28 protein-coding genes are annotated in these 25,572 nt (G+C 67.9%); 21 read left to right on the top strand and 7 right to left on the bottom strand.

The genetic code is table 11. The features are described 5' to 3' along the window. The first annotated feature begins 13 nt into the window (after positions 1-13). Positions 14-754 carry an SDR family oxidoreductase gene (locus tag ACH413_RS23460; protein WP_360038155.1) on the top strand — a complete coding sequence of 247 codons (741 nt, stop codon included), beginning with the start codon at positions 14-16 and terminating at the stop codon, positions 752-754. Here ACH413_RS23460 and ACH413_RS23455 read toward each other — a convergent pair. Next, positions 739-1,440, bottom strand: coding sequence for an alpha/beta hydrolase (locus ACH413_RS23455; RefSeq protein ID WP_360038152.1), 702 nt, complete (start codon positions 1,438-1,440; stop codon positions 739-741). The genes ACH413_RS23460 and ACH413_RS23455 overlap by 16 nt on opposite strands. 15 nt (positions 1,441-1,455) lie before the next feature. Here ACH413_RS23455 and ACH413_RS23450 point away from each other — a divergent pair, with 15 nt between their 5' ends. From ACH413_RS23450 to ACH413_RS23410, 9 genes are all read left to right on the top strand, one after another. Beyond that, on the top strand, positions 1,456-2,682 hold the full coding sequence (locus tag ACH413_RS23450) for a cytochrome P450 (RefSeq protein WP_360038149.1): 1,227 nt from the start codon (positions 1,456-1,458) through the stop codon (positions 2,680-2,682). Further along, positions 2,679-2,813 (top strand): hypothetical protein, encoded by a 135-nt coding sequence (locus tag ACH413_RS23445; protein ID WP_360038146.1) that lies wholly within the window; start codon positions 2,679-2,681, stop codon positions 2,811-2,813. The genes ACH413_RS23450 and ACH413_RS23445 overlap by 4 nt, the downstream gene beginning before the upstream one ends. 161 nt (positions 2,814-2,974) lie before the next feature. Continuing rightward, complete coding sequence (locus ACH413_RS23440) at positions 2,975-3,523, top strand: hypothetical protein (protein WP_360038143.1); 549 nt, start codon at positions 2,975-2,977, stop codon at positions 3,521-3,523. A 151-nt stretch (positions 3,524-3,674) separates the two neighbouring features. Continuing rightward, entirely contained in the window at positions 3,675-4,961 is a 1,287-nt protein-coding gene (gene eno / locus ACH413_RS23435) for a phosphopyruvate hydratase (RefSeq protein ID WP_360038140.1), read from the top strand. Between the two features lie 12 nt (positions 4,962-4,973). Then, positions 4,974-5,468, top strand: coding sequence for a septum formation initiator family protein (locus tag ACH413_RS23430; protein ID WP_245822315.1), 495 nt, complete (start codon positions 4,974-4,976; stop codon positions 5,466-5,468). Then, positions 5,444-5,947, top strand: a complete 504-nt coding sequence (locus ACH413_RS23425; protein ID WP_360038137.1) for a DUF501 domain-containing protein — start codon at positions 5,444-5,446, stop codon at positions 5,945-5,947. The genes ACH413_RS23430 and ACH413_RS23425 overlap by 25 nt, the downstream gene beginning before the upstream one ends. Before the next feature lie 152 nt (positions 5,948-6,099). Then, positions 6,100-7,362, top strand: a complete 1,263-nt coding sequence (locus tag ACH413_RS23420; RefSeq protein WP_396425152.1) for a lytic transglycosylase domain-containing protein — start codon at positions 6,100-6,102, stop codon at positions 7,360-7,362. 102 nt (positions 7,363-7,464) lie between these two features. Beyond that, on the top strand, positions 7,465-8,337 hold the full coding sequence (locus ACH413_RS23415; RefSeq protein ID WP_360038132.1) for a helix-turn-helix transcriptional regulator: 873 nt from the start codon (positions 7,465-7,467) through the stop codon (positions 8,335-8,337). A 7-nt stretch (positions 8,338-8,344) separates the two neighbouring features. After that, complete coding sequence (locus ACH413_RS23410) at positions 8,345-8,479, top strand: DUF397 domain-containing protein (RefSeq protein WP_360038129.1); 135 nt, start codon at positions 8,345-8,347, stop codon at positions 8,477-8,479. On the opposite strand, the gene ACH413_RS23405 is transcribed toward ACH413_RS23410, so the two are convergent. From ACH413_RS23405 to ACH413_RS23395, 3 genes are read right to left on the bottom strand one after another with little or no spacing between them, the layout of a single operon-like run. Further along, positions 8,463-9,398, bottom strand: a complete 936-nt coding sequence (locus ACH413_RS23405) for a hypothetical protein (RefSeq protein WP_360038126.1) — start codon at positions 9,396-9,398, stop codon at positions 8,463-8,465. The two genes, ACH413_RS23410 and ACH413_RS23405, sit on opposite strands and share 17 nt — an antisense overlap. Next, positions 9,395-10,606, bottom strand: coding sequence for an MFS transporter (locus ACH413_RS23400; protein ID WP_360038123.1), 1,212 nt, complete (start codon positions 10,604-10,606; stop codon positions 9,395-9,397). The genes ACH413_RS23405 and ACH413_RS23400 overlap by 4 nt, the downstream gene beginning before the upstream one ends. 7 nt (positions 10,607-10,613) lie before the next feature. Then, positions 10,614-12,422 (bottom strand): metallophosphoesterase, encoded by a 1,809-nt coding sequence (locus ACH413_RS23395; RefSeq protein ID WP_360038120.1) that lies wholly within the window; start codon positions 12,420-12,422, stop codon positions 10,614-10,616. 328 nt (positions 12,423-12,750) lie between these two features. Between ACH413_RS23395 and ACH413_RS23390 the strand changes: the two genes are divergently transcribed. The 11 genes from ACH413_RS23390 to ACH413_RS23340 all read left to right on the top strand — a co-directional run bounded on the left by ACH413_RS23390 (position 12,751) and on the right by ACH413_RS23340 (position 23,188). Beyond that, entirely contained in the window at positions 12,751-14,247 is a 1,497-nt protein-coding gene (locus ACH413_RS23390; RefSeq protein ID WP_360038117.1) for a LamG domain-containing protein, read from the top strand. Positions 14,248-14,289: 42 nt separating this feature from the next. Then, a complete protein-coding gene (locus ACH413_RS23385) occupies positions 14,290-14,850 on the top strand; it encodes a GNAT family protein (protein ID WP_360038114.1) in 561 nt (186 codons plus the stop codon). After that, positions 14,837-15,388, top strand: coding sequence for a GNAT family protein (locus ACH413_RS23380; RefSeq protein ID WP_360038111.1), 552 nt, complete (start codon positions 14,837-14,839; stop codon positions 15,386-15,388). The genes ACH413_RS23385 and ACH413_RS23380 overlap by 14 nt, the downstream gene beginning before the upstream one ends. A gap of 9 nt (positions 15,389-15,397) precedes the next feature. Further along, positions 15,398-16,339, top strand: coding sequence for a Ppx/GppA phosphatase family protein (locus ACH413_RS23375; protein ID WP_360038108.1), 942 nt, complete (start codon positions 15,398-15,400; stop codon positions 16,337-16,339). 178 nt (positions 16,340-16,517) lie between these two features. Beyond that, positions 16,518-18,134, top strand: coding sequence for an ABC transporter substrate-binding protein (locus ACH413_RS23370; protein WP_360038105.1), 1,617 nt, complete (start codon positions 16,518-16,520; stop codon positions 18,132-18,134). Positions 18,135-18,250: 116 nt separating this feature from the next. Then, the gene (locus ACH413_RS23365; RefSeq protein ID WP_360038102.1) at positions 18,251-19,180 is read left to right on the top strand and encodes an ABC transporter permease; all 930 of its coding nucleotides are present in this window, start codon (positions 18,251-18,253) and stop codon (positions 19,178-19,180) included. Continuing rightward, entirely contained in the window at positions 19,173-20,147 is a 975-nt protein-coding gene (locus ACH413_RS23360) for an ABC transporter permease (RefSeq protein ID WP_360038099.1), read from the top strand. The genes ACH413_RS23365 and ACH413_RS23360 overlap by 8 nt, the downstream gene beginning before the upstream one ends. A gap of 9 nt (positions 20,148-20,156) precedes the next feature. Further along, entirely contained in the window at positions 20,157-21,143 is a 987-nt protein-coding gene (locus ACH413_RS23355; protein ID WP_360038096.1) for an ABC transporter ATP-binding protein, read from the top strand. After that, positions 21,136-22,131 carry a dipeptide ABC transporter ATP-binding protein gene (locus ACH413_RS23350; protein ID WP_360038093.1) on the top strand — a complete coding sequence of 332 codons (996 nt, stop codon included), beginning with the start codon at positions 21,136-21,138 and terminating at the stop codon, positions 22,129-22,131. The genes ACH413_RS23355 and ACH413_RS23350 overlap by 8 nt, the downstream gene beginning before the upstream one ends. A gap of 119 nt (positions 22,132-22,250) precedes the next feature. Then, positions 22,251-22,418, top strand: coding sequence for a hypothetical protein (locus ACH413_RS23345; protein ID WP_360038090.1), 168 nt, complete (start codon positions 22,251-22,253; stop codon positions 22,416-22,418). Then, entirely contained in the window at positions 22,418-23,188 is a 771-nt protein-coding gene (locus tag ACH413_RS23340; protein ID WP_360038087.1) for a DUF6338 family protein, read from the top strand. The genes ACH413_RS23345 and ACH413_RS23340 overlap by 1 nt, the downstream gene beginning before the upstream one ends. Here ACH413_RS23340 and ACH413_RS23335 read toward each other — a convergent pair. From ACH413_RS23335 to ACH413_RS23325, 3 genes are read right to left on the bottom strand one after another with little or no spacing between them, the layout of a single operon-like run. Further along, entirely contained in the window at positions 23,133-23,666 is a 534-nt protein-coding gene (locus ACH413_RS23335) for an AAA family ATPase (protein WP_360038084.1), read from the bottom strand. The genes ACH413_RS23340 and ACH413_RS23335 overlap by 56 nt on opposite strands. Continuing rightward, positions 23,663-24,088 (bottom strand): GNAT family N-acetyltransferase, encoded by a 426-nt coding sequence (locus ACH413_RS23330; protein ID WP_360038081.1) that lies wholly within the window; start codon positions 24,086-24,088, stop codon positions 23,663-23,665. The genes ACH413_RS23335 and ACH413_RS23330 overlap by 4 nt, the downstream gene beginning before the upstream one ends. Then, positions 24,085-25,542, bottom strand: coding sequence for a peptidase S10 (locus tag ACH413_RS23325; RefSeq protein WP_360038078.1), 1,458 nt, complete (start codon positions 25,540-25,542; stop codon positions 24,085-24,087). The genes ACH413_RS23330 and ACH413_RS23325 overlap by 4 nt, the downstream gene beginning before the upstream one ends. Positions 25,543-25,572 lie beyond the last annotated feature (30 nt).

Genomic DNA, 25,572 nt, shown 5'->3' with positions numbered 1-25,572 from the left:
CAAGTTCGTAGACATGTCAACGAAGGAACTCGCAGGCAAGAAGGCACTCGTCACCGGCGCCACCTCCGGAATCGGCCGCTCCATCGCGGTCAAGCTCGCGGAGGCGGGCGCCACCGTCTACGTCTCCGGTCGCCGCGCCGAGCTCGGCAAGGAGACCGTCGCGCTGATCGAGCAGGCCGGCGGCACCGGTCACTTCATCGTCTCGGACGTCGCCAGCGTCGACGACGTCCGCAAGCTCGCCGAGGAGGTCGGCGAGGTCGACGTGCTCGTCAACAACGCGGGCATCTTCCCGTTCTCGCCGACGCCGGAGCAGTCCGTCGACGTCTACCAGAACGTGTTCGACGTCAACGTCCGCGGCACCTACTTTCTCACCGCCGCCCTCGCCCCGGCGATGGTCGCCAAGGGCAAGGGCTCGATCGTCAACGTCTCGTCGATCGCGGCCGTGGTCGGCACCCCGGTCGGGTCCGTCTACAACGCCTCCAAGGCCGCGATGGACGCGCTGACCCGCTCGTGGGCCATCGAGTTCGGCCCCGCCGGCGTCCGCGTGAACTCCGTGGCGCCCGGCCCGGTCGCCACCGACAAGGCCCTGGCGGAAGCCGGTGAGGTGTTCGACTCGATCGCGAAGGACCTCCCGCTGCAGCGCGTCGGCCAGCCGGAGGAGATCGCGGAGGCCGTGCTGTTCCTGGCCTCCGACAAGGCCAGCTTCATCACCGGCTCGGTGATCACGGCCGACGGCGGCTACGTGGCGAGCTGAGCCAGCACGGTGCGCAGGGACGAGGGCGACTCGACGTGCACGTTGTGGCCCGCGCCGGGGAACACCACCGGCTCGGGCACCAGCTCCCGCAGGTGCTCCTGAGGGCTCATCGGGTCGTTCTGACCCGCCGCCAGCACGACGTGGGCCTGCGCCGCCATGATCAGCCCGGCCATGTCCGGCCGGCCCACGCCGAAGGCCCTCATGTCCAGCGAAGGCGCCCATCCACCGTCCACTTCGGACACGCCGTGTGTCAGTGGTACGCCCGCCATCTTGGACGCCCGCTCGACGGCTTCCTCCTCGGTGGCGAAGACCTTCCCGGGTTTGGCTGCCAGCGCGGAGGCCTTGGCGAGCTCCTCGTCGGTCCACTGGACCTTGATCCCGACGCCGACGCACGTGGTGACCTCGACCCCGAACCAGCCGCTCGCCAGCGTCAGCCCGACGACGCCGCCCAGCGAGTGCCCGACGATCGTGACGGGCTCGCGCGGGATCTCGTCCGCGACAGCCGCGGCGAACGCGCCGAACGAGTACCGGTCGATGCGGCTCGAGCGTCCGTGACCGGGCAGATCGGGCACGAGCCAGCTGCCTGACCAGTCCTTCACGACGTCCTGCCACACCTCGCCGGTAGCGCCCAGCCCGTGCAGCAGCACCAGCATCGGCCCGCTTCCACCACGTTCGACATGAAGCACGTCAGAATCCGTTCTATGCCCAGGACCGATGCCGACCTCATCGTCGACCCGGACACGTATACCTCGGGAGTCCCGTACGACGCACTAACCCGGCTGCGCGAAAAGAACGTGGTGCGCATCGACGACTTCTGGGCCGTCTTCCGCCACGAGGACGTCCGCACGGTGTTGAGAACGCCCGCTGTCTTCTCCTCGCACCGCGGCGCCACCCAGATCCGCGACCCGTTGCCCGCCGACCTGGCGTACGTCCAACGCATGATGCTCAACCAGGACCCTCCCTCGCACTCGCGGTTGCGTCGCATGCTGACCAGGGCTTTCACGCCCCGAGCCGTCTCCAGGCTGGAAGACCGCATCCGCGCGAACGCCCGCGAGATCGTGGCCGGCCTGTCCGGCGACTTCGCCCACGCCGTCGCCGACCTGCCGCTGCTGACCCTGGCCGACGTCTTCGGCGTTCCGCGCCAGGACAGAGCGCTGCTCTACGACTGGAGCAACCGCGTGATCGGCTTCCAGGACCCCGACTACGCGCTGTCGTCCAGCTCCACGGCCGGCATGACCGACATGGCACTGGAAGCGTTGTCGTTGCGCCCCGAAGACGGCCGTGACCCACGAGCCCGCGATGGCATGCCCGACCTCTACGCCTACGCGCACGCCCTGGGCGCATACAAGCGCGCACACCCGTCCGAAGACGTCCTGAGCAACCTCATGCAGGAGGACATCTCGCTGGAGGAGTTCGAGAACCTCTTCTGGCTCTTCTCCGTGGCGGGCAACGAAACCCTGCGCAACGGCATCCCGGGCGGCATGATCGCGCTCCTCTCGCACCCTCACGAGTACGAACGCCTGCGCGCCGACCGTTCACTGCTTCCCGTTGCGGTGGAAGAGATGCTGCGCTGGTGGACGCCGGTCATGCACTTCCGCCGCACGTGTGTCCAGGACACCTCGTTGTCCGGACAGGAGATCAAGGCGGGGGACAAGGTCGTGGTCTGGTTCTCCTCGGCCAACCGGGACGAGCGCGTGTTCACCGAGCCGGACCGGTTCGACGTGGGGCGGCGGGAGGCCGATCACCTGAGCTTCGGTCACGGGCCGCACTTCTGCTTGGGCGCGCAACTGGCGCGGACGCAGATGCGGGCCGTGTTCGACGCGGTGCTGGACCTGCCGGGGATGCTGGAGCTGGACGGGGAGGTCAGCCGGTTGCGGTCGAACTTCCAGAACGGCGTGAAGCACCTGCCTCTCAGGGTCGCCACGTGAACACCTGGGTCCTGCCGGACGACGCGCGTCTGCGCGAACTGCTCGCGTTGGAGCTTCCCGCGCAGGAGGTGCTGCTGGCACGCCTGCGTGCTGCAGGCGGCACGGAGGTCGTCCCGGCTCGTCTAGCCTGAGCGCTCGACTCACGCACCGTCCTGGGGGGACTGAAGTGATGCGTCACGCGATCACGCTTGTTTGTGCTGGACTTCTGGCTGGCTGTTCACCATCCCCGGCCGAGCCGGCACCCTCGTCGTCCGCACCGACGACCACGTCGACGGCGTCGACCACGGACCTGATGCAGGCGATCGACGTGAAGGTGAAAGCGGCCCTGATGCCGCCGCAGACCTTCGACGACCTCGGTGGCCGGTTCGAGTCGGACAAGCCGAAGCTCACCGCCGAGCCCACCGCCGGCAAGGGCGACCTCAGCCGGGTGTGCGAGGGCGCGAAGATCGACTCCGGTGTCTCGACCTCGCGCAAACGGGTGTGGATGGGGGCCGTGATCATCGACCAGATCGTGTTCGGGCTGGTGGGTGCCGATGCGCGGCACGTCCTCGGCACGGTGCGGGACAAGGCTCGATCCTGCCGGACCTGGGCCGACGAGGCCGGCAAGCCGGAGCGTGAGGTCAAGGCCGATGTCGAGCTGCCCGAACTCGAAGGCGTCGAAGGCTCGTACGCGTTCTGCAGCAGCCTCACGGAGATCTCCGTCTGGGGCTGCGAGGCCTTCCTCGTGCGCGGGGATCTGGTCGTCGGCCTCCGGGTCGTGGCCGCCGAGGAGTCGACGGCGAGGCAGCACCTGCCCGAGGCGGTGCGGCGTGCCGCGAAGACTCTGGCCGAGGTCGGCTGAAGCGCGGGTGGGCAGCACGTAGAGCGTCTGGCACGATTCAGTAGACAGGCGTGAAGGGCCCACTGTGATCTGACGGTGTCGAGCCCCAGCCGGTCACCTGGCCCAAGTAGGCTCGTCGCGAGACGAGACGCAGGAGAAACAGGGAGCGCAAGTGGCGGTCATCGAGCAGGTCGGAGCACGCGAGATCCTGGATTCTCGCGGCAACCCCACCGTCGAGGTCGAGGTGGCGCTGGACGACGGCACGCTGGAGCGTGCGGCTGTTCCGTCCGGTGCTTCGACCGGTGAGCACGAGGCGGTGGAGCTGCGGGACGGCGACGCCAAGCGGTACGGCGGCAAGGGCGTCGAGCGCGCGGTCACCGCGGTGCTCGACGAGATCGGGCCCGAGCTGGTCGGCATCGAGGCCGTCGAGCAGCGCATCGTGGACCAGAAGCTCGTGGACCTGGACGGCACGCCGGACAAGGGTCGTCTCGGCGCCAACGCGATCCTCGGCGTGAGCCTCGCGGTCGCGAAGGCGGCGGCGACGAGCAGCGGCCTGGAGCTGTTCCGCTACATCGGCGGACCGAACGCCCACGTGCTGCCGGTGCCGATGCTGAACATCCTCAACGGTGGCTCGCACGCCGACACCGACGTGGACATCCAGGAGTTCATGATCGCGCCGATCGGCGCGGAGACGTTCCGCGAGGGCCTGCGCTGGGGCACCGAGGTCTACCACTCGCTGAAGTCCGTGCTGAAGAGCAAGGGCCTCGCGACCGGTCTGGGTGACGAGGGCGGCTTCGCGCCGAACCTCGGCAGCAACCGCGACGCGCTCGACCTCATCCTCGAGGCCATCGAGAAGGCCGGCTACCGCGCCGGTCGCGACATCGCGCTCGCGCTCGACGTGGCCGCCACCGAGTTCTTCTCGGACGGCGCCTACTCCTTCGAGAACAACAAGCGGTCGGCCGAGCAGATGATCGGCTACTACTCCGAGCTCGTGCGCGACTACCCGATGGTCTCCATCGAGGACCCGCTGTCCGAGGACGACTGGGACGGCTGGGTCCAGATGACCGCCGAGCTGGGCGAGAAGGTCCAGATCGTCGGCGACGACCTGTTCGTCACGAACCCGGAGCGCCTGGAGGAGGGCATCTCCCGCCGCGCCGCCAACGCGCTGCTGGTGAAGGTCAACCAGATCGGCACGCTGTCCGAGACGCTCGACGCGGTCTCGCTGGCCACGTCGTACGGCTACAAGTCGATGATGTCGCACCGCTCGGGCGAGACCGAGGACACGACCATCGCCGACCTCGCCGTCGCGACCGGCGCCGGCCAGATCAAGACCGGTGCTCCGGCGCGTGGTGAGCGCACCGCGAAGTACAACCAGCTCCTGCGCATCGAGGAGAGCCTCGGCGACGCGGCGCGCTACGCGGGCGAGCTCGCGTTCCCGCGCTACACCCCGGAGAGCTGAGAGGCTTAAGGAATGGCCGAGCGCGCGCGTCGTCCCCGTCGCCCCCGCGAAGAGCGGGAGGCGAGGCCCGCACGCGCGCGCAAGCCTCCCCGTCCGAAGGCGCCGTCGAGGCGCAGTGAGGGCACGGGTGGCGCGTTCGGCATGACCGGCACGCGACGGGCCGCGATGTTCGCGATGGTGCTGTGCGCACTGGCGCTGAGCATCGCGGTCCCGTTGCGGACCTACCTCTCGCAGCGCGACGAGCTGCGCGACGTGGGTGCCGAACAGCAGAAGCTCAGGGAGACGGTCGCCGCACTGGAACAGCGCAAAGCGCAACTGCAAGACCCGGCGTACGTGGAGATCGAGGCGCGCAAGCGGCTGCACTGGGTGCGGCCCGGCGAGACGCCCTACATCGTGCAACTGCCGGGTGACGAGAGTCGCAACACTGAAACGGAGAGGCCGTCGGGCAAGCAGGCGGCACAAGGGTCTTGGTACGAGGAACTGTGGGAATCGGTGACGCACAAGTAAGTGCTGCTGACCTGGAAACGGTCGCTCAGCAGCTCGGCCGCACGCCGCGCGGGACACGTGCGATCGCCTCGCGGTGCCCCAGCGGGCACCCGAACGTCGTTCAGACGAACCCGCGGCTGCCCGACGGGACGCCGTTCCCGACGCTGTACTACCTGACCTGCCCGAAGCTGAACTCGCTGGTCAGCACGCTGGAAGGCGGCGGGCTGATGAAGGAGCAGCAGGAGCGTCTGGCGGTGGACGCCGATCTGGCCGCCGCCTACCAGCGCGCGCACGAGGCGTACCTCGCCGAGCGCGACGCCATCGAGTCGCTGGGCACCCAGGTCACCGCGGGCGGCATGCCGGTCCGGGTCAAGTGCCTGCACGTGCACGTCGCGCACGCCCTCGCGAAGGGCCCCGGCGTCAACCCCATGGGGGACGAGGCGCTGGCGCTTCTGGGCGAGCAGGGACTCTGGCCCGCGGGTGAATGCGCTACGAGTTAACGGTCAACGGAACCGAACGCACGCTTCACTCCGTCTTGGGTACACCTAGGCTTCGTAGTGGGGCAGGGTGGAACAGGTCACCGACGGGGGCGTTCGCCGTAACTGCAGGACGGCGAGCCGCGATGACACACGAGAGGTGAGAATTCGTGGCAATGGCCAAACTGCGCGGACCGTCGGCGTTGACGCCTAGGCAAAAGGGCTTCGCCGTCGCTGCGCTGGCTGCGATGCTCGCCCCGGCGATGATCGTCGGCACCAAGCTCGTCGACTGGGTCAACCTCGCGAAGCACAACGACATCAACGTCTCGCTCGGCCCCGCCGACGTCTTCGGCGCGCTGCACCGCGACCCGGCGGAGCTCGGCGCGTCCGGCCGCCTGCCGCTGTCCGAGGAACTGAGCGCCGCGCTGCTCGCCGACCTCGAGGACGGCGGCCTGGACCTCGACGACGGCGGCCTGGTCGACGGCATCCCGGGCGTGCACGACATCCCCGGCGTCATGGTCGAGGCCTACCTCCGCGCCGAGGACAAGATGGCCGAGCTCGTCCCCGGCTGCAACCTCGACTGGGCACTGCTCGCGGGCATCGGCAAGGTCGAGTCGAACCACGCCAACAGCGGCCGCGTGAACGCCGTCGGCGACGCCACCCCCAAGATCCTCGGCCCGGTCCTCAACGGCGCCCCCGGCATGGCCGCCATCAGCGACACCGACGCCGGCCGTTACGACGGCGACAGCACCTGGGACCGCGCGGTCGGCCCGATGCAGTTCATCCCCTCGACGTGGGCGAGCTTCGGCGGCGACCTGAACGACGACGGCAACGTCAACCCGAACAACATCTACGACGCCGCCCTGGGCGCCGGCCGCTACCTCTGCGCAGGCGGCGGCGACCTGACGAAGCAGGCCGAGCGGGCCGCCGCCGTCTTCCGCTACAACCACTCCACGACGTACGTCGAGACCGTCCTCAAGTGGGCCAAGCAGTACAGCGAGAACGTCGACATCCTGCCGAACCTCCCGAGCACCGGGGACAACGCGCAGAACCCGACGCCGGGCAACCCGGATCCGGGCACGCCGACGACCCCGCCCACCACGACGCCGCCGACGACCACGACCACGACGACCACCACGACGACGCTGCCGAACTGCCCGACCACGACGACGAGCACCACCAGCTCGACGACGACGTCAACCACGACGTCGGCCACGACGCCGCCGTCCACGTGCACGACGACGACCACTACGACGCCGACGACGACCACCACCACGACCACGACGACCACCACTACGACGACGACGACCACGACGCCGCCGCAGCAGAACTCGTCCACCGGTGCCACGACGTCGTCCACGACCCCCGCCGGCAGCACCAGCGCCAACAGCTCGTCGGCGCCCATCTCGCAGAGCCTGGTCACGAGTACGCCCAGCTAGCCCGGCGTGTCGGGTTGGAACGATTCCAACCCGTACTTCGTTCGGGGCGATTCGGGCAGAAACGTTGGGACGAAGGGGATCCCGTCTCCTAGCTTCGTCTGCATGCCGAAGCGCAACTCGAGCGTGGTGGGCCGGGAGTTCGGTCAGGGCGTCCGCGACGCCATCGAACAGAGCGGCATGACCCAACGCGGACTCGCCGAACTGGTGGACTGGCAGGAAGCAAAGCTCTCAGACGCGGCGAACGGCAAGGGCGGCATCAGTGAGGTCGACCTGATCCGGCTGCTCTCCTACTGCCGCGTCCCGCACGCTGAAGTCGACCGCATGGTCGCGCTTTACCGCGAGACACGGGAGAAGGGCTGGCTTCAGTTCTACGAAGGCGGAGAGCCGGTCCCACTGCGTGCTCTCATCGATCAGGAACGGCTCGCGAGCAAGATCACGACATGGTCGTTGACCTACGTGCCGGGCCTCCTTCAGATCGCCGGCTACATCCGCGCGCAGTTGGAGAGTTCGGCGATCATCAAGCCGTCCGACTTCGACGATCTGATCCGGTTGAAGCTCGACCGGCAGGTGATCTTCGACCGCAGTCGGGCGTTCCTCTTCTACATCCATGAGAACGCGCTCCGTTTGCAGGTCGGCGGCCCGGACGTGATGCGGTCCCAGTTGCTCCACATCCTGATGATGGCGGTGCGCCCGTACATCACCATCAGAGTCGTGCCTGCGGCGATCGGCGCACATGCTGGTGGGGCTGGCCCGTTCGTCAAGCTGGAGTACAACAAGTACGAGCCAGCCGTCTGGGTCGAAGCCTTGCGGACCGGCTTGTTCCTGGACGACAAGGAGAGCCTGGATGCCTACGACGATGTGCTGAAGTGGCTCGACAAGCACGCGTTGGATGCTGAAGAGTCGAGGAGACTGATCAGCAGCCTTGAGGCTCAAGGGGGCGTTTCGCTTGTCGATCTGGCGGAAGAGCAGCTATAGCGGGAACGTGAGCGACTGCGTCGAAGTCGGGCACGGTGTCGGCATCCGCGACAGCAAGGCCCCCGCCGCCCACCTCCCAGTCTCGGACCAGGCGTGGACGGCGTTCCTCGGCCTCGTGAAGGCTCCTACTTCGGCGCGATGATCGAGGGCGACGTGCCCGGCCGCAGCTCACGCGGGCTCCCGGACCCGTCCGCCGGCACGGCGAAGAGCACGGGCCGCCCGTCGACCGGCCGCGCATAACCGATCGTGGTGTCGTCGAGCCACGCCGGCTGGTCGTCGACGTGTTCTGTCTCGGCCAGTGCGATGTCCGTGCCCGCATCCAGGTCGAGGACGTGCAGGCGCCACCGATCACCGGTGCGGAACTTGTAGGCGATGCGGCGGCCGTCGGAGGACAGGGACGGGCACTCGACGTTCTCGCGGATCGACTCCATCCGCTGGGCCTCGAAGTCTCCGCGCATGAGCCAGGTCTTCCCGCCCGACGCCATGGTGGCGTAGAAGGTCCGGTCGTCCGCGGCGATGGTGATGCCCCAGAAGTTCCGGTCCTCCAGTTCGAACCGCTTGCCGTCCACAATGGACGTGAAGTCCTCCAGGGAACCGTGGTGGGCACCGGTTTGCAGGTCGTAGGCGCCTGCCGTGGTGGAGAAGCCGCCGTCGGCGAGGTAGGAGTCGCCCGAGCGGAACACCGTCCAGGCCACCCACCGGCCCGAGGCGGAGACCCTGGTGCGGCTGGGCGTTCCCCACACCTGGATGACCTGCTGCTCGCGCAACTCCGCGTCGAACACGGCCACCTCGAACCCGCCGGGAATGGCGGCGGGCCGCAGGCAGGACAGCTTGCCGCCGGCCGCGTGGGCCCGCTGACAGGACGGGCCGACACCCACCTCCCGTTCCCCCTCGGCCTGGCGCACCACGTCGTTCTCGACGTAGACGAGCGAGCCCGCGCGGGCCAGGTCGAGGCTCGCGCCCGCTTCGGGGTGCGCCGCCTGCCAGCCGAGGTAGCCGCCGCCCGTCGCGACCGTCACCACGATCAGGGCGGCGCCGACCAGCTTCGAACGGGCCGTCATCGGACCGCTCCGAGCTTCAGACCAGCGACGATGCCCACGCCGAGCAGCACGGCCAGGAGTCCGAACGACACCTGTGGGCTGCCGAACTGCAGGGCCGCGCCGACCGCGATCGCACCGCCCGCGCGAGCCAGCGCCTGCACGGTCTGGACGGCGGCCAGACCGGTCGAGCGCAGTTCGGCGGGGATCAACGGACCTACGTGTGCCATCAGCACGCCGTCCGTCGCTGCGTAGAAGAGTCCGTGCAACAACAACGCCGCCACCGCGATCGCCCAGCCGCCGGTGCTCAGGCCGACCAGCAGGTAGACCACGCCCAGCAGGACGTGTCCGGCGAGGAACATCCGCCACCGGCCGAACCGGTCGGCGAGCCTGCCGAACGGGGTCGCGGCGAGCAGGAACGTCGCCGCCGTGCCCAGTGGCAGCAACGGCAGCACCCCGGCGGGCAGGCCGCCCTGCCGTTGCAGCGCAACGTAAAGCACCATGTCGCCGGCGGTGACCAGGCCGAGCAGTCCCGCCGCGAGGCACACCCGGCGCGGGCCCGCCGCCGACACCGCGGCCAGGGCCCGACGGACCGAGACCCGTTCCCTGGGCGGTGGTGCGGTCGCGGGGGCGTTCACGAAGAACACCAGCACGAGCAGCCCGATCAGCCCGAGGCAGAAGCTGCTCACGAACACCGGCCCGTATCCGGTGAAGGCGGCGAGCAACGCGACGGCCACCAGTGGTCCGAGCATCGCGCCCGCGGTGTCCATCGTGCGGTGCACGCCGAACGCGCGTCCAAGCTGGTCGGCAGGGGTGGCCAGCGTGATCATCGCGTCCCGCGGGCCGGTGCGGATGCCCTTGCCGGCCCGGTCGACCGCGAGCACCGCCGCGATCCCGGCGAACGAACCGCCCGCCGCGGGCAGGCCGAGCTTGGCCACGGCGGAGAGCCCGTACCCGACCGCCGCGACCGTCTTCTGCCGGCCGAGGCGGTCGGCCCAGTAGCCGCCGAGCAGGCGCAACAACGCCGTCGATCCGGCGTAGAAGCCTTCCACCGCACCGAGATGGAGGAACCCGACGCCCACGCCGTACACGAGGTACAGCGGCAGGACCGCCGTCACCATCTCGGCGGAGACGTCCGTGATCAGACTGACGACACCCAGCCCGAACACCGTCGCGGGCACCGCGCCGCGACGGTGTTCGGCAGCCGGGGGCCTGCTCGTGGCCACGTACATCGCGAGGTCAGCCGCTCACGACGACGTCGTCGACCTGCGCCTCGAACAGCGTCGGCGCACCACCGTCCCTGGCCTCGACCAGCAGCCGCACCGAACGACCCGCGAAGGCGCTCAGGTCGGCGTTCGCCGTTTTCCAAGCACCGAGCACATCGCTCGCCGTGCCCTGCTTCTCGAAGACGGTCGTCACCGTCGTGCCGTCCACGACCTGCACACGGAGGTAGTCGTCCGCAGCGGAGTTCTGGTCGTGCGCCACGTTGTAGGAGAAGGACAACTTCGGCGCCCCACCCGGCACGGTGAACGCGGGCGAACGGATCGCACTGGAGCCGTTGTCCAGGTCGTTCGAGCCGTACCCCGTGCCCGCGAGCCTGCCGGTGCTCAACGCCGACACCCCGCTGACCGTCGTCCCGAGCTGCTTCACGCCCGCCGCGTTCGCGGTCTGCTCGGGATCACCGCGCTCCCACTTGCCCGTCGTCGCCGTGTCGGTGCCGGACGGGTTGATCGTCCAGCCCTTGTCGGTCTCGAAGTTGTCGGTGAACCCTCCGGCAGGCGGATCTCCCACCGTGACCGCGAGATCCGCCGAACCGCTCACACTCCCTGACGTACCAGTGACTTTGACCGTCCCGTTGCCGGAAGCCGTGCTGGACGCGGACAACGTGAGCGTCGAGGTGGCAGACCCGTTCGCGGCCGGCGTCACCGTCGCGGGGCTGAACGAGCCGGTCACGCCGGACGGCAGCCCGGCGGCCGTCAACGTCGTCGCGCCGCTGAAACCGTTGCGGCTGCTGACAGTCACGGTGCTCGTGGCCGTACCGCCCTTGGCCACCGACACCGCAGCGGGATTCACGGCAACGCCGATTCCGGGCTGCTGGTTGGCCTTCTTGCAGTTGCCCGACGTCGTGTCGGTGAACGTCCGCCCGGCGACGGGAACGAAATCGGCCTTGTACCCGGTCGGGCTCAGGGCGAGCTTCAGCACGCCGTGCGTGTTCGAGTTCTGCTTCTCCGACGGCCCGGACGACCCGCTTCCCATGCTGCGCAAGCTGATACCGCCGGTACCGACGACGAACGACCGCACGCCGTTGACGTCATCCCGCGTGCCGTTGGGCCGCGCAGGACCAAACCGCTCGTAGTTGTGGTCGTGACCGGTGATCACCAGATCGGCCTTGAAGTCGTACAGGGCCTGGAAAAGCGGCGCCACCGACGTGTTGTCGCCGTGGTCGCCGTTCGTGAACCGCGGCTTGTGCCAGGTGGCGATCGTGCAGGGCTTCGTGTTCGCCGCGAGGTCGGCCCGCAGCCACTTCTCCTGCTCGGACCCAGCGCTGGTCGACACCTCGGAGTTCAACGCGACGACGTGCCACGCCCCGACGTCGTGACTGTGCCAGCCCTTGCCCCGCACACCGGCCATACCGTCGTTGACCCCGACACCGTTGAAGTAGTCGAAGTACCCCTTGGCACCGGACGTCCCGTACTCGTGGTTGCCGGGGATCACGATGGTCTTGCTCTTGAACTTGCCGTACTGCGGGTCGTAGTTGTTCTTGAACTCCGACGCCGACCCGGTGCTGTAGGCGAGATCGCCCGCCAGCAGCAGCGCCGTCGGGTTCATAGCGGTCACCAGCGCGGCGGTCTGGTTGCAGGCCGACCCGCACATGTCGCCGACGGCCGCGATGGTCACCGTCTCGTCGGCCGCGGCGCTGAACCGCACGGCTGTCGGAGGCGGAGCGGAACCGGCGGTGGTGGCGGTGATCGAGATCGCGAGCGCGGTGACACCCAGCGCCGCCGCTGCCTTCCCGATCCGAGTGGAACGTGGTCGCGTCCAGTTCATCGCAGCACCTCGTCTACGTATGTGAACAGCATCCGCATATGTGTTCCCAGCGACGTTAAGGAGCTGTGAGGTGACGGGACAACGAGAGGACGGGTGCGCTGGTGGACGAACTGGCGTTGGTGCAGGTGGAGCAGCGACGGGCGGGGCCCAACGGTGCCTGTTCGAACAGCCGGGCCTGTCCGTCCTGCGAGGGTGTTCCGTTTCGGTCCCGGCTCGGCCATAGTTCTTCAGCACGGGTCGGGGACCGTCTTCTTGGGGGAAGCAAAAGTTGATCAACGCCAGAGGGCGGAGCTTTGCTCTGCCCGCGTTCACTGCTGTCCTGATGCTCATGGGCTCAGCCGGAACCGCATTCGCGGTGGAGCCCGTCGCGCCGAACAAGCCTGTGGTCTCGTCGATCGACTACCCGACCGGCGGTTTCCACGGCAGTCCTGGCCGTACGGGCATCTTCACGTTCTCGCCCGACGGTTCGGCGGACGTCGTCCGCTACGGCTGGTCGCTGAACACCGACACGACCGCCAACCGGGTCGAAGCGAACGGTCCGGTGGACGTGCCGGTCACGCCGTCGCAGAGCGGTCCGAACGCGCTCTACGTGCGTGCGTACGACCAGGCTGGAACTCCTTCGCCGGTGGCGACCTACCTCTTCATGGTCGCTGACCTCTCCAGGCCGGTGGCGGCGTGGAACCTCGACGAGACCGACGGCACGACCGCGGCCGACACCACCGGTCACGGCCACGCGCTGACGTTGAACGGCGCGACTTTCGGCCCTGGCTACTCGAACAACGGCCAGGTCAACGCCGCGGGTTCGTTCGCGTCGACCTCCGCCGCGGTCATCGACACCTCGCGCGCCTTCTCCGTGTCGGCCTGGGTGAAGCTCGATGACGAGGACTCCAGCTACACCATCGCCGGCCAGGGCAACGGTTTCTCCCTCGGCTACGCCAACGGCCGCTGGTCGTTCGGCACGGCGTCTTCTACCACGTCGCCGCAGGCCGGTGAGTGGACGCACCTGCTCGGCACCTACGAGCCGGGCCAGGTTTCCCTGTACGTCAACGGAAAGCTCGAAGGGACCGCAACCGCGACGCTCGCGAACGCGTCCGGCCCGTTCGTCCTGGGCCCTGGTCAGGCGACGGCGACGATCGACCACGTCCAGGTGTGGGACCGCGCGTTGAGCGCGGCCGAAGCGATCAAGCACAACAACTTCGTGGTGCCGCGCGCCCGTTACCTCTTCGACGAGCGCGAGGGCGTGACGACCAAGGACGAGGTGTCGGGCGCGAGCGGCACGCTGTCCGACGGCGTCACCTGGGCGGGCACGCCGATCGACCCCGACGACCCGAACCAGTACCTGACGAGCGAGGACAAGTGGGCGCGCTTCGACCCGTCGGGTCAGGTCGCCGTTCCACGTCCTGCAGACCTGCGCACGGACCGATCCTTCACCGTGTCCGCGTGGGTGCGGCCCAGCGAACTCGGTGACACCGCGGGAACCGTGCTGGGAACGAGCGACGGCTCGTTCATCCTGAGCTACCGGCCGGACGTCCACCGCTGGGGTCTTCAAATGGGCGAGGCGATCGTGCACTCCGTCTATCCGGCGGAGGCGAACACCTGGGTGCACCTCGCGGCGACGTACGACGCGACCACCGGCACAGCCGCCTTCTACATCAACGGTGAGCACTACCAGGATGACCTGACCGGACTCCAGTCGCTCAACGGAACCGGTGACCTCTTGGTGGGCGGTGGCGTCACGGGCGCCATTGACGATCCCCGCGTCTGGTCGGGAGTGATGGACGAACAGGACGTCTTCCGCCTGCGTCTGTCGTCCCTCCACCGCTGAAATCGTGAGGCGTGAGGCGGCGGTCCTTGGCATGGTGCGGGTGTGCGTCTCGACTACCCGCTGAAGACCGCCCGCCTCCACCTCCGCCCCTTCGAGGAGACCGACCTCGACGACTTCTACGCCTACCGCTCCCGCCCGGACGTCTTCCGCTACCTCTACGACGAGCCGGCCAGCCGCGAGGAGTGCGCGGACCTGCTGGCCAAGCTGGTGAGCGACAACGAGCTCACCGCGGAGGGCCAACGGCTCGCGCTGGCCGTGCACCTGCCGGAGGCGGACCGGGTCATCGGCAGCGCCGTCCTCAAGTGGCGCAGCGAGAAGGACCGGCAGGGCGAGATCGGCTACAGCCTCAACCCCGACTTCCAGGGCCACGGCTACGCCTCCGAGGCCGCCGCGACCATGCTCGAACTCGGGTTCAAGCACCTCGGCCTGCATCGGATCGTCGCCGAGTGCGACCCGCGCAACGAGCCTTCGTGGCGCCTCATGGAACGCCTGGGCATGCGCCGCGAGGCCCACTTCCGGCAGAACGAGATCTTCAAGGGCGAGTGGGGTGACCTCTTCGTCTACGCGCTCCTGGAAGAGGAGTACGACCGTGCTCAGGCCTGACTTCCCGATCAGGACCGACCGGCTCGTCCTCAGGCCCTTCCGCACGAGCGACCTCGACGACGTACTCGCCTACCGGAGCCTGCCCGAGGTCACCCGCTACCTCCACGACGAGCCGTACACCCGCGCGCAGGCCGCGGAGAACCTGGCCAAGTGGATCGGGCAGGGCGAGATCATCGAGGAGGGCCAGTGGCTGGCCATCGCGGTCACGCTCGACGGCCGCGTCATCGGCGAGGTCGACATCACCTGGCGCAGCGAGGAGCACCGGCAGGGCGAGGTCGGCTACATCTTCAACCCCGCGTTCCAGGGCAAGGGGTACGCGCGGGAGGCGGCCGAGGTGACGCTCGAGATCGGGTTCGAAGGGCTCGGGCTGCATCGGATCATCGCCGAATGTGAGGTGCGCAACGAGCCGTCGTGGCGGCTGATGGAACGCCTGGGCATGCGCAGGGAGGCGCACTTCCGGCACCACGAGTTCTTCAAGGGCGAGTGGGCCGACTGCTTCGTGTACGCGATGCTTGCCGAAGAACATCGGAACCACTGAGGAGTGCCCATGTCGCGGGTCGCGGCCATCGACTGCGGAACCAACTCGATCCGTCTCCTGATCGCGGACGTGACCAAGCGCGAGGACGGCACGGCGTGGCTGCGGGACGTCCATCGCGAGATGAAGATCGTCCGGCTCGGGCAGGGCGTGGACGCGACCGGGCGGCTGCACCCCGACGCGATCGAACGCACCCGCCAGGCCTTGCTCGACTACGCGCGCACGATGCAGCGCAAGGGCGTGGAAGTCGCACGGATGGTCGCGACGAGCGCCACGCGCGACGCGAGCAACCGCGACGATTTCTTCGGCATGACCCAGGAGATCCTCGGCGCGCCCGCGGAGGTGATCACCGGGGACGAGGAGGCAAGGCTGTCCTACCTCGGCGCGGTGGCCGATCTGGACCCGGACGAGGGACCCTTCCTCGTCACCGATCTGGGTGGTGGCAGCACCGAGTTCGTCCTCGGCACGGGCGCCGAGGTGGAGGCCGCGAGGTCGATGGACATCGGCTGCGTGCGGCTGACGGAGCGGTTCATCCGCTCCGATCCGCCTAACAAGGACGAAATCGAACAAGCGGAAGCGTTTGCGCGCGCGGCGGTCAAAGAGGCTTTCGAAGTCGTCCCCGTCGAGAAGGCGAAGACGTGGATCGGGGTCGCCGGCACGGTTACGACATTGTCAGCCCTGGTCCAGGGGCTGGAGGTGTACAACAGCGACGATATTCACCTCTCCCGCATCACACTTGACAATGTTCGCGAAATCACCGACCGTATCCTCTCCATGACGCATGATGAGCGTGCCTCGCTGGGGCCCATGCACCCCGGTCGAGTGGATGTGATCTGCGGTGGAGCGGTGGTACTGCGTGCGATTGCCGAGGAGCTGGAGAATCGCGCGGGAATTCGCACGCTCGTGTGCAGCGAGCACGACATCCTCGACGGCATCGCGTTTTCGCTGGTCTAGCGCCGAATTAAGGTGCGCTTGAGCTGATCGTGACAATTTTGTGACCGATTTCGGTGCGCGTACTGCTCGACGCCCCGGTTAACGTCCTCTCACGTTTTGGGAGGTGGACGAGACCTCCCGGGGAGGCGCGCGCACGCAATATCTGCGGAGCGGCGCCGGGGAAAGGCGGGAGAGACTGATGTCGCGATCACGGGTTGCGTGGGTGGCTTTGCCGGCCGCGCTCGCCATGACGCTTACTGCGTGCGGCGGCGGGGGTGGAACGACCTCGACGGGCAACGAGAACCCGGACGGCACGGTGTCCATCTACGGCACCGAGCCGGAGAACCAGCTGTTGCCGGCCGCTACGACCGAGGCGGGCGGCAGCAAGATCGTCGACGCGCTCTACTCGCGTCTGGTCGGCTACAAGGCTGAAGACGGCTCGACCTACAACCTGATGGCGGACTCGATCACGACGACCGACGCCAAGGTCTACGACATCAAGATCAAGTCGGGCTGGACGTTCCACGACGGCACCCCGGTGAAGGCGAAGAACTTCGTCGACGCCTGGAACTACGGCGCCTACGCGAAGAACGCCCAGCAGGCCGGCACGTTCTTCGCGCCCATCGCGGGCTACAGCGACGTGCACCCCGACGACGAGAAGGCCGAGCCGACCAAGGACAAGATGTCCGGTCTCGAGGTCGTCTCCGACACCGAGTTCAAGGTCACGCTGAGCGCGCCCAACTCGGTCTTCAAGACGATGATCGGCTACACGCCGTTCTCGCCGCTTCCGGACTCGTTCTTCGCGGACCCGAAGGCCTTCGAGGCCAAGCCGATCGGCAACGGCCCGATGAAGTTCGTCTCCCGCACGCCGAACGCGCTCATCAAGCTCGACCGCTTCGACGACTACAAGGGCGAGGACAAGGTCCACTTCAAGACCTTGGACGTGAAGATCTACTCCAGCCAGGAGACCGCCTACCAGGACCTGGTCGCGGGCAAGCTGGACTTCATGGAGGCCCTGCCGCCGTCGGCCAAGGTCGGCGAGAAGTACAAGGCCGACCTGGGTGACCAGGTGCTGAACGCGAACCTGCTCGGCCAGAGCGCGATCGCGTTCCCGCTGTACGTGCCGGCGTTCCAGAACGTCAAGCTCCGTCAGGCCGTCTCGATGGCCCTCAACCGGGAGCAGATCACCAAGACCGTGCTCGCGGGCTCCTACGTGCCGGCGGACGGCTTCGTGCCGCCGGGCATCGAGGGCTACGAGAAGGGTGTCTGCGGCGAGTACTGCACGTACAACCCGGAGAAGGCCAAGCAGCTGCTCCAGGAGTCCGGCTTCACCGGCAAGCTGACCATCCAGTCCAACCAGGACGGTGGCCGCAAGGAGCCTCTCGAGGCGGCGTGCAACAGCATCAAGCAGGCGCTGGGCATCGACTGCGAGTTCGTGGGCGCCACCAACTTCGGTGCGTACCGCCAGATCGTCAACGGCAAGCAGCTGACCGGCATGGGCCGTTCCGACTGGTCGGCTGACTACCCGTCGATCGAGAACTTCCTCAACCCGCTGTACCGCACGGGTGGTTCGTCCAACGACTCGAACTACTCGAGCCCCGAGGTCGACAAGATCCTCAAGGAGGCCGACGCCACTGCGGACTCGGCCGCGGCGATCAAGAAGTACCAGGAAGCGCACAAGCTGATCGCCAAGGACCTGCCGTCCATCCCGACCTGGAACGAGAAGGGCATTGGCGCGCGTTCGAAGAACCTGCTCGCCGCCAAGCTGACCTTCACCCGTGACGCCGAGCTCGCGGCGTTCCGCGTCAAGGGCTGACAGCCGAACACATCTGAGCAGTAACCCTCCGGCCTCGCGTCCATCAAGCGTCACGGGCGCGGGGCCGGAGGGGTGTTCAGGCTCAGACGCCTCCCACCACGCAAGGAGCCGACCTCATGGGTCGCTATGTGCTGCGCCGTCTGCTGCAGCTGATACCGGTCTTCCTGGGGACCACTTTCCTGATCTACGCCCTGGTCTGGGCGATCCCGCAGGACCCCTTCGCGGGCAAGTGCGGCCAGCGGGCGTGCGACCCGACCTACATCGCGCAGATGAGCGAGAAGCTCAACCTCAACGACCCGCTGGTCATCCAGTACTTCAAGTACCTCGGCAACCTTCTCACCGGCGACTTCGGAACCACTTTCAACGGGGTCTCCGTCGGTGAGCAGATCGCCACCTCGTGGCCGATCACGCTCAAGATGGGCATCATCGCGCTGATCATCGAGGCGATCATCGGCATCATCGCCGGTGTCCTCACCGGTCTGCGCAAGCAGGGCTTCCTGGACAACCTGGTCCTGGTCTCGACCCTGTTCCTGATCTCGCTGCCGGTCTTCGTCACCGGTTTCGTGCTGCGGCTCTACCTCGGCCCGCAGGGCTTCGACATCATGGACACCTCGGTCAGCTCCGATCCGACGTTCGGCGAGCTGATCCTGCCCGGCTTCGTCCTCGGCAGCCTCTCGATGGCCTACGTCGCCCGGCTGACCCGCACGAGCATCGTCGAGAACCGGCGCGCCGACTACGTGCGCACCGCGATCGCCAAGGGCCAGCCGCAGTCCCGCGTCGTCGGCATCCACCTGCTGCGCAACTCGCTGATCCCGGTGATCACGTTCCTCGGCACCGACCTCGGCAGTCTCATGGGCGGCGCGATCGTCACCGAGGGCGTCTTCAACATCAACGGCATCGGCGGCCTGATCTTCCGCGGCATCTCGCAGAAGGAAGGCGTCATGGTCACGGGCATCGTGACCCTGCTGGTGCTCGTCTACCTGTTGATGAGCCTGCTCGTCGACCTCCTGTACGCCGTTCTCGACCCGAGGATTCGCTATGAGTGACCCAGGATCCGTGTCCGGCGGAACCGGACTCGAAGCGTCCGCGGCGGCAGGTGTCGACCAGCTCAGCCACGTCGACGACTCGTCGCAGAAGCAGAAGAAGCCGCGCTCGCTCTGGAGCGACGCGTGGGGCGAGCTGCGCACGAAGCCCACGTTCATCATCTCGCTGGTGATCATCGCGATCATCGTGCTGATGGCGATCTGGCCGACGCTGTTCACGTCGGTCGACCCGCGCCACGCCGATCTCGACAAGTCGCTGCAGCCACCCTCCGGTGACGCGTGGTTCGGCTACGACCTGCAGGGCTACGACGTCTACGCCCGTGCGATGCACGGCGCCCGCGCGTCGCTGCTCGTCGGGATCTTCGCGACCGTGCTGACCGTGCTGATCGGTTCGACCGTCGGCATCATCGCGGGCTACGCGAAGACGTGGATCGACTCGGTGCTCTCGCGGTTCAGCGACATCTTCGCCGGCATCCCGTTCGTGCTCGGCGCGATCGTCATCCTGACGACGCTCAACGCGCCCACGGAGAACCCCGGCGTCGTGCAGATCATCACGCAGGTGGTGCTCTCGATCGCCGTGCTGTCGTGGCCGGTGGCGATGCGCATCATGCGTTCCGCGACGCTCGTGGCGAAGCAGCAGGACTACGTCAAGGCCGCCCGCGGTCTCGGCGCGTCCCCGCTGCGGATCGTGTTCCGGCACCTGCTGCCGAACACCGTGGCGCCCGTGCTGGTGTACGCGACGATCGCCCTGGGTGCCTTCATCGGCGCCGAGGCGACGCTGGCGTTCCTCGGCATCGGCCTGCGTCCGCCGGTCGTGTCGTGGGGCGTGATGATCTCGGAGTCGCGCGACTACTTCCAGTCGGCTCCGCACATGCTGCTGTTCCCCGCGGGCTTCGTCACGATCACCGTGCTGGCCTTCGTCATGCTGGGCGACGCCGTGCGCGACGCCCTCGACCCCAAGTCCCGTTAGGGGAATCCTGTGACTCAGCCATTGCTGGAGGTCGAGGATCTCCACGTGGAATTCCGCACCCGCGACGGTGTCGCGAAGGTGCTCAACGGCGTTTCGTACCACGTCTCGGCGGGCGAAACCCTTGCTGTGCTGGGTGAATCCGGTTCCGGCAAGTCCGTGACCGCCCAGACGATCATGGGCATCCTGGACACGCCGCCGGGGTTCATCACCAACGGTTCGATCAAGTTCCGCGGTGAGGACCTGCTGACCCAGTCGGCGGAGGAGCGGCGTCAGGTGCGTGGCGAGGGCATCGCCATGATCTTCCAGGACGCTCTCTCGGCGCTGAACCCCGTGTTCACCATCGGGTTCCAGATCGAGGAGCAGCTCAAGGTCCGCCGCGGGATGTCCAAGGCGGACGCCCGCAAACGCGCCATCGAGCTGCTCGACCAGGTGAAGATCCCGAACGCCAAGGGTCGCGTCTCGGACTACCCGCACCAGTTCTCCGGCGGTATGCGGCAGCGCGCGATGATCGCGATGTCGCTGGCGCTCGACCCGGAGCTGCTGATCGCGGACGAGCCCACGACCGCGCTGGACGTCACCGTGCAGGCCCAGATCATGGACCTGCTGGCGGAGATCCAGCGGGAGCGCGAGATGGGCATGATCCTGATCACCCACGACCTCGGCGTCGTCGCCGACGTCGCGGACCGGATCTCCGTCATGTACGCGGGCCGCATCGTCGAGCACGCCGACGTGTACGAGCTGTTCCGCGCGCCGGGACACCCGTACACCGAGTCGCTGCTCGAGTCCCTGCCGCGCGTCGACCTGCGCGGCCAGGAGCTCAAGACCATCAAGGGTCTGCCGCCGTCGCTGACCAACATCCCACCCGGCTGCCCGTTCAACCCGCGCTGCCCGCGCGTGTTCGACAGGTGCTCCACCGAGGTGCCGGTCGTGCACAACCTCGGCATGGGCCGCACCAGCCGGTGCCACATCGCGGAGGAGGTTGTCGCTCGTGGCTGAGCCAATCCTCGAGGTCGAGAACCTCGTCAAGCACTTCCCGGTCCGCGTCGGCGTGCTGTTCAAGCGCACCGTGGGCCACGTCAAGGCCGTCGACGGCGTCTCGTTCACGCTCAACAAGGGCGAAACCCTTGGTGTCGTGGGCGAATCCGGTTGTGGCAAGTCCACGCTGGCCCAGGTGCTGATGCGCCTGGAGCCGCCGACGTCGGGCTCTGCCCGCTTCGAGGGTCGCGACATGTTCGCGATGAAGGGCTCGGAGCTGCGCAAGCTGCGTCGCGACATCCAGATCGTGCTGCAGGACCCGTACACGTCGCTGAACCCGCGCATGACGGTCGGCGACATCGTCGGTGAGCCGTACGAGATCCACACCGAGGTCGCGCCCAAGGGCGACCGGCAGCGCAAGGTCCAGGAGCTGCTGGAGACCGTGGGTCTCAACCCGGAGCACATCAACCGGTACCCGCACCAGTTCTCCGGCGGTCAGCGCCAGCGCATCGGCATCGCCCGCGCGCTCGCGTTGAAGCCCAAGGTGATCGTGTGCGACGAGCCGGTGTCGGCTCTGGACGTCTCGATCCAGGCGCAGGTCATGAACCTGCTGGGCGACCTGCAGTCCGAGATGGGACTGTCGTACGTCTTCATCGCGCACGACCTGTCGGTGGTCCGCCACCTGTCGGACCGCGTCGGCGTGATGTACCTCGGCAAGATGGTCGAGATCGGCACCGAGGAAGAGATCTACGAGCGGCCGATGCACCCGTACACGCAGGCGCTGCTGTCCGCCGTGCCGGTGCCGGACCCGACCCAGCGCGGCCGGCGCGACGTCATCCGCCTGACGGGTGACGTGCCGTCGCCGATCGACCCGCCCTCGGGCTGCCGGTTCCGCACGCGGTGCTGGAAGGCGCAGGACATCTGCGCCACCGAGGTTCCCGAGCTCGTGGTGCGCAACGACGGTCACCCCGCCGCGTGCCACTTCGCGGAGGAGCGCGCGGTCGTCTGATCGCATTCGTGCTGGAAGGGCCGTGCCTGCGGGCGCGGCCCTTTCTCGTTCCCGGACGTCGGTGCGCGCGGCGGTGCTAGCTTGGTTCCGGCGTCGGACGCTCTACCCACGGAGTCGGCATGACCGGTCCTTATGGCACTCCTGAGTCGGTTCCCGGCTCTCCCGTTCCCGAAGAAAGCTACGACGAGGACGTCGAAGAAGGTCCCCAGCAGCCGGGGAAGCCGCCGTACGGTTACCACGACGCGGAGGCACTGGTGCCGCCTCCCGTTTCCGGCAGCATCGACTAGTGGTTCCGCAGACGATCGGGGCGCTGGCCTCGTTCCTCGCCCTGGTCGCGCCCGGCATCGTCTTCGAGCTCCGTCGGGAACAGCGCCGGGCGGGCGCCAAGGAGACGGTCTTCCGCGAGGCGTCGCGAGTCGCGCTCAGCAGCCTCGCCTTCACGGTGATCTCGACCGTGATCCTGCTCGGCGTCCACGTCGCGACCTCGAAGTGGTTCGGCTGGAAACTGTTCGTCGACCTGACGGCGTTGGTGGCCAAGCCCGACTACGTGAAGCAGAACGTGGCGCTCATCGGCTACAGCGCGGTCGCGGAGCTGGCGCTGGCGTGCGCGCTGGCCGTCGCGTTCGACTCCGTGCTGGCCCTCAGGCGACGGCAACCGCGGTCGCTCGGCAAGCAGTCGGCGTGGGTCAAAGTGTTCCGAGAGGATCGCCCCAAGAACACGGTGTGCTGGGTGCACGTGATGCTGGAGGACGGAAACTCGTTCTTCGGCTTCATGCGCTCCTACGACGCGGTCGGCGATCCGAACACCCGCGAGATCGTCCTGGAAGGCGCGAAGCTGACCTACGTCGGCGAGCCTGTGACAGGCGGCGACGAGAAGAAGACCACAGTCATCGGTCAGAACTGGGAGCGCGTCGTCGTTCCTGGCAACCGCATCAAGTTCCTGCGCGTGCAGTACCTGCACGCCGAGACGGGCGTGCGCGTCGACTCGGCCCGGCGGCCCGTCAGCGAAGACGCAACGCCTCGAACGCCCGCGGTGGCCGCGCCAGAGATGCCTTGATGGCCTCGGCGCACTCCCGCGGACTGCTGAGGCTGGTGTCGACCTCGAAGTCGTAAAGCCCGTGCTGATGGACGCTCTGCAGCTGTTTCGCCGCCACACCGGGCACCCGGTCGCCTCGCGCCTGTTCGCGCCGCTCCAGCTCCTCTGGAGGGCAGTGCACGCCCACGAACACGACGTCCAGGCCGTCCAGGACGGTGAGGCAGTCCTGAAGGCGCCACGGCTCGCTCAGCACGTGGTCGACCACTACGTCGTTGCCCGCGTGCGCCATGCCCGCGACGGCGCGGTGGAAGCCTGCCCTCGTGCGGCGCAGGACGTCGGTCAGCTCGGGTCCGTCGAGCTCCAGCGTTCGTTCGACCGACCGCATGGCGCCGAAGGCGTCGACAGCCATGAGGAAGTACGGGGTGTCCAGCACCTTCAGCAGTTCCGCCGCGATGCTCGACTTGCCGGAGCTGGACGTCCCGTTGAGGAAGATGATCACCGGCTCAGGTCCGTGAGCGTCACCCCTGGAGCGACCTCGCGCGTGCCGGTCTCGACGAACCCGCGCTTGCGGTACAACGCGAGCGCGGGCTCGTTCTTCGTACCGGTGCTGACCGTCTGCGGTCCCGGCGGCAACGCGTCGAGCAACTTCGACGCGATGCCGCGGCGGTGCGCCCGCGGGTGCACGACCAGCCGGCAGATGTCCACAGTGGACCCGTCGAGCCGGTAGGACACCGCGCCGGCGAGGCCTTCCTCGTCGTGCAGCCCGAGGAAGATCTCGTCGCAGGCGCGGAGTTCGTCTTCTGACTCGTGCAGCGGCGGGATGCCGTCGAAGCCGATGAGCTCGGCCTCGACGGCGTACGCCAGCCGTTGCACCGTCCACAGTTCGTGCAGGACGGTGTCGTCGGACAGGTCGAGGATCACGTGTTGGACGAGTTCCGCACGAACGCCGCGAGGTCCTCGGACTGCTGGATCCTGCTGGGCTCGTGGACGTACATCATGTGGCCGGCCGGGTAGTAGGCCGACTCGATGTTCGCCGTGAGCTCCTTCGGGATCTGCAGGTGCGCGATCAGGTGCTCGGCCGCGAAGTACGGCGTGGCGCCGTCGAACCAGCCGAACGCGACGTGCACCTTGAGGTGCGGGTTCGCCCGCATCGCCGCCGAGAGCTTGCCCGCCGTCGTGACGTGGCGGCCCTCGAACTCCTTGTACGACCAGTTCTCGATGACCCGCGCGAGAACCTCGTACGGCAGGTCGCTCGAGTAGCCGAGCTCGGCGTGCAGGTAGTGGTTGAGCACCGCGGAGTACGGGCCGAGGATCGCGTCGATCGACGGGTCCGCGGAGATGCCCTCGCGGCCGTAGTCGGTGTCCCAGCCGGTGAAGCGGGCGTCGATGCGGCCGACGGTCTTGCGGTCGCGGCGCAGCAGTTCGGTGAAGAACCGGATGTGCTCGACGCGCAGGTCGACCGCGTCCACGTACTCCTCGGACAGACCGGTCAGCCGCGCGAGCTTCTCGATCGCCGCGGCGCGCTCCACGTCGGTCAGCCGGTTGCCGCGCGCGAGGGCGTAGGGGTAGTCGCGGACCGCGAACTCCTCGGCCTCGGCGAGCACCTCCTTGAGCGGACGGTCGCCGTGCAGGCCGTGGTAGTGCGCGATGGCCGCGTACGTCGGCAGGAAGAGCGTGTAGCCGAGGTCGTGGCCCTCGTTGAACTCCAGCGTCGCGAAGTCGAGCACGCTCGAGATCAGCATGAGCCCGTTGAGGTACATGCCGTGCTTCTTCTGCAGGTGCTCGGCCAGCCCGGCCGCGCGGAGCGTGCCGTACGACTCGCCGCAGAGGAACTTGGGCGACATCCAACGGCCGTTGCGCGCGGTCCAGAGCCGGATGATCTCGGCGATGGACTCGATGTCGGGCTGGTAGCCGTGGTAGTTGCCGGGCTTCTCACCCTGCGCGGCCCGGGAGAACCCGGTCGACACAGGGTCGATGAACACGAGGTCGCTCTCGGCGAGCAGGCTCTCCTCGTTGTCCGCGATCCCGTACGGCGGCGCGGTGAGGTTGCCGACGTCGCCGCTGAGGACCCGGCGCGGCCCGAGGAGCCCCATGTGCAGCCACACGCTGGCGGAACCCGGTCCACCGTTGAACGCGAACGTCACCGGCCGCTTCAGCGGGTCGGCGCCGTCGAGTGTGTACGTGGTGACGAAGACCTCGGCCTTGGGCTTGTGACCCTCGAACACGCCGTCCTTCATCACCTCTTCCTTGAGCACGATCCGCCCGGTGGTGGCGGTGTAGTTCAGCTCGCGGCCCTTGACGGTGATGCTGTGCTGGGTGGTGACCAGATCATCAGCGGGAGACTCGGGCTTCTCTTCGGTCTTCTCCTCGGACATGGGAGCAACACTACGGAACTCGACGATCGA

The sequence above is a fragment of the Lentzea sp. NPDC020367 genome, from assembly GCF_044387305.1.
In the GTDB taxonomy this organism is placed as follows: Bacteria; Actinomycetota; Actinomycetes; order Mycobacteriales; family Pseudonocardiaceae; genus Lentzea.
The sequence above is the reverse complement of the archived record's forward strand: the minus strand, read 5'-3'. Positions and strand labels throughout refer to the sequence as shown.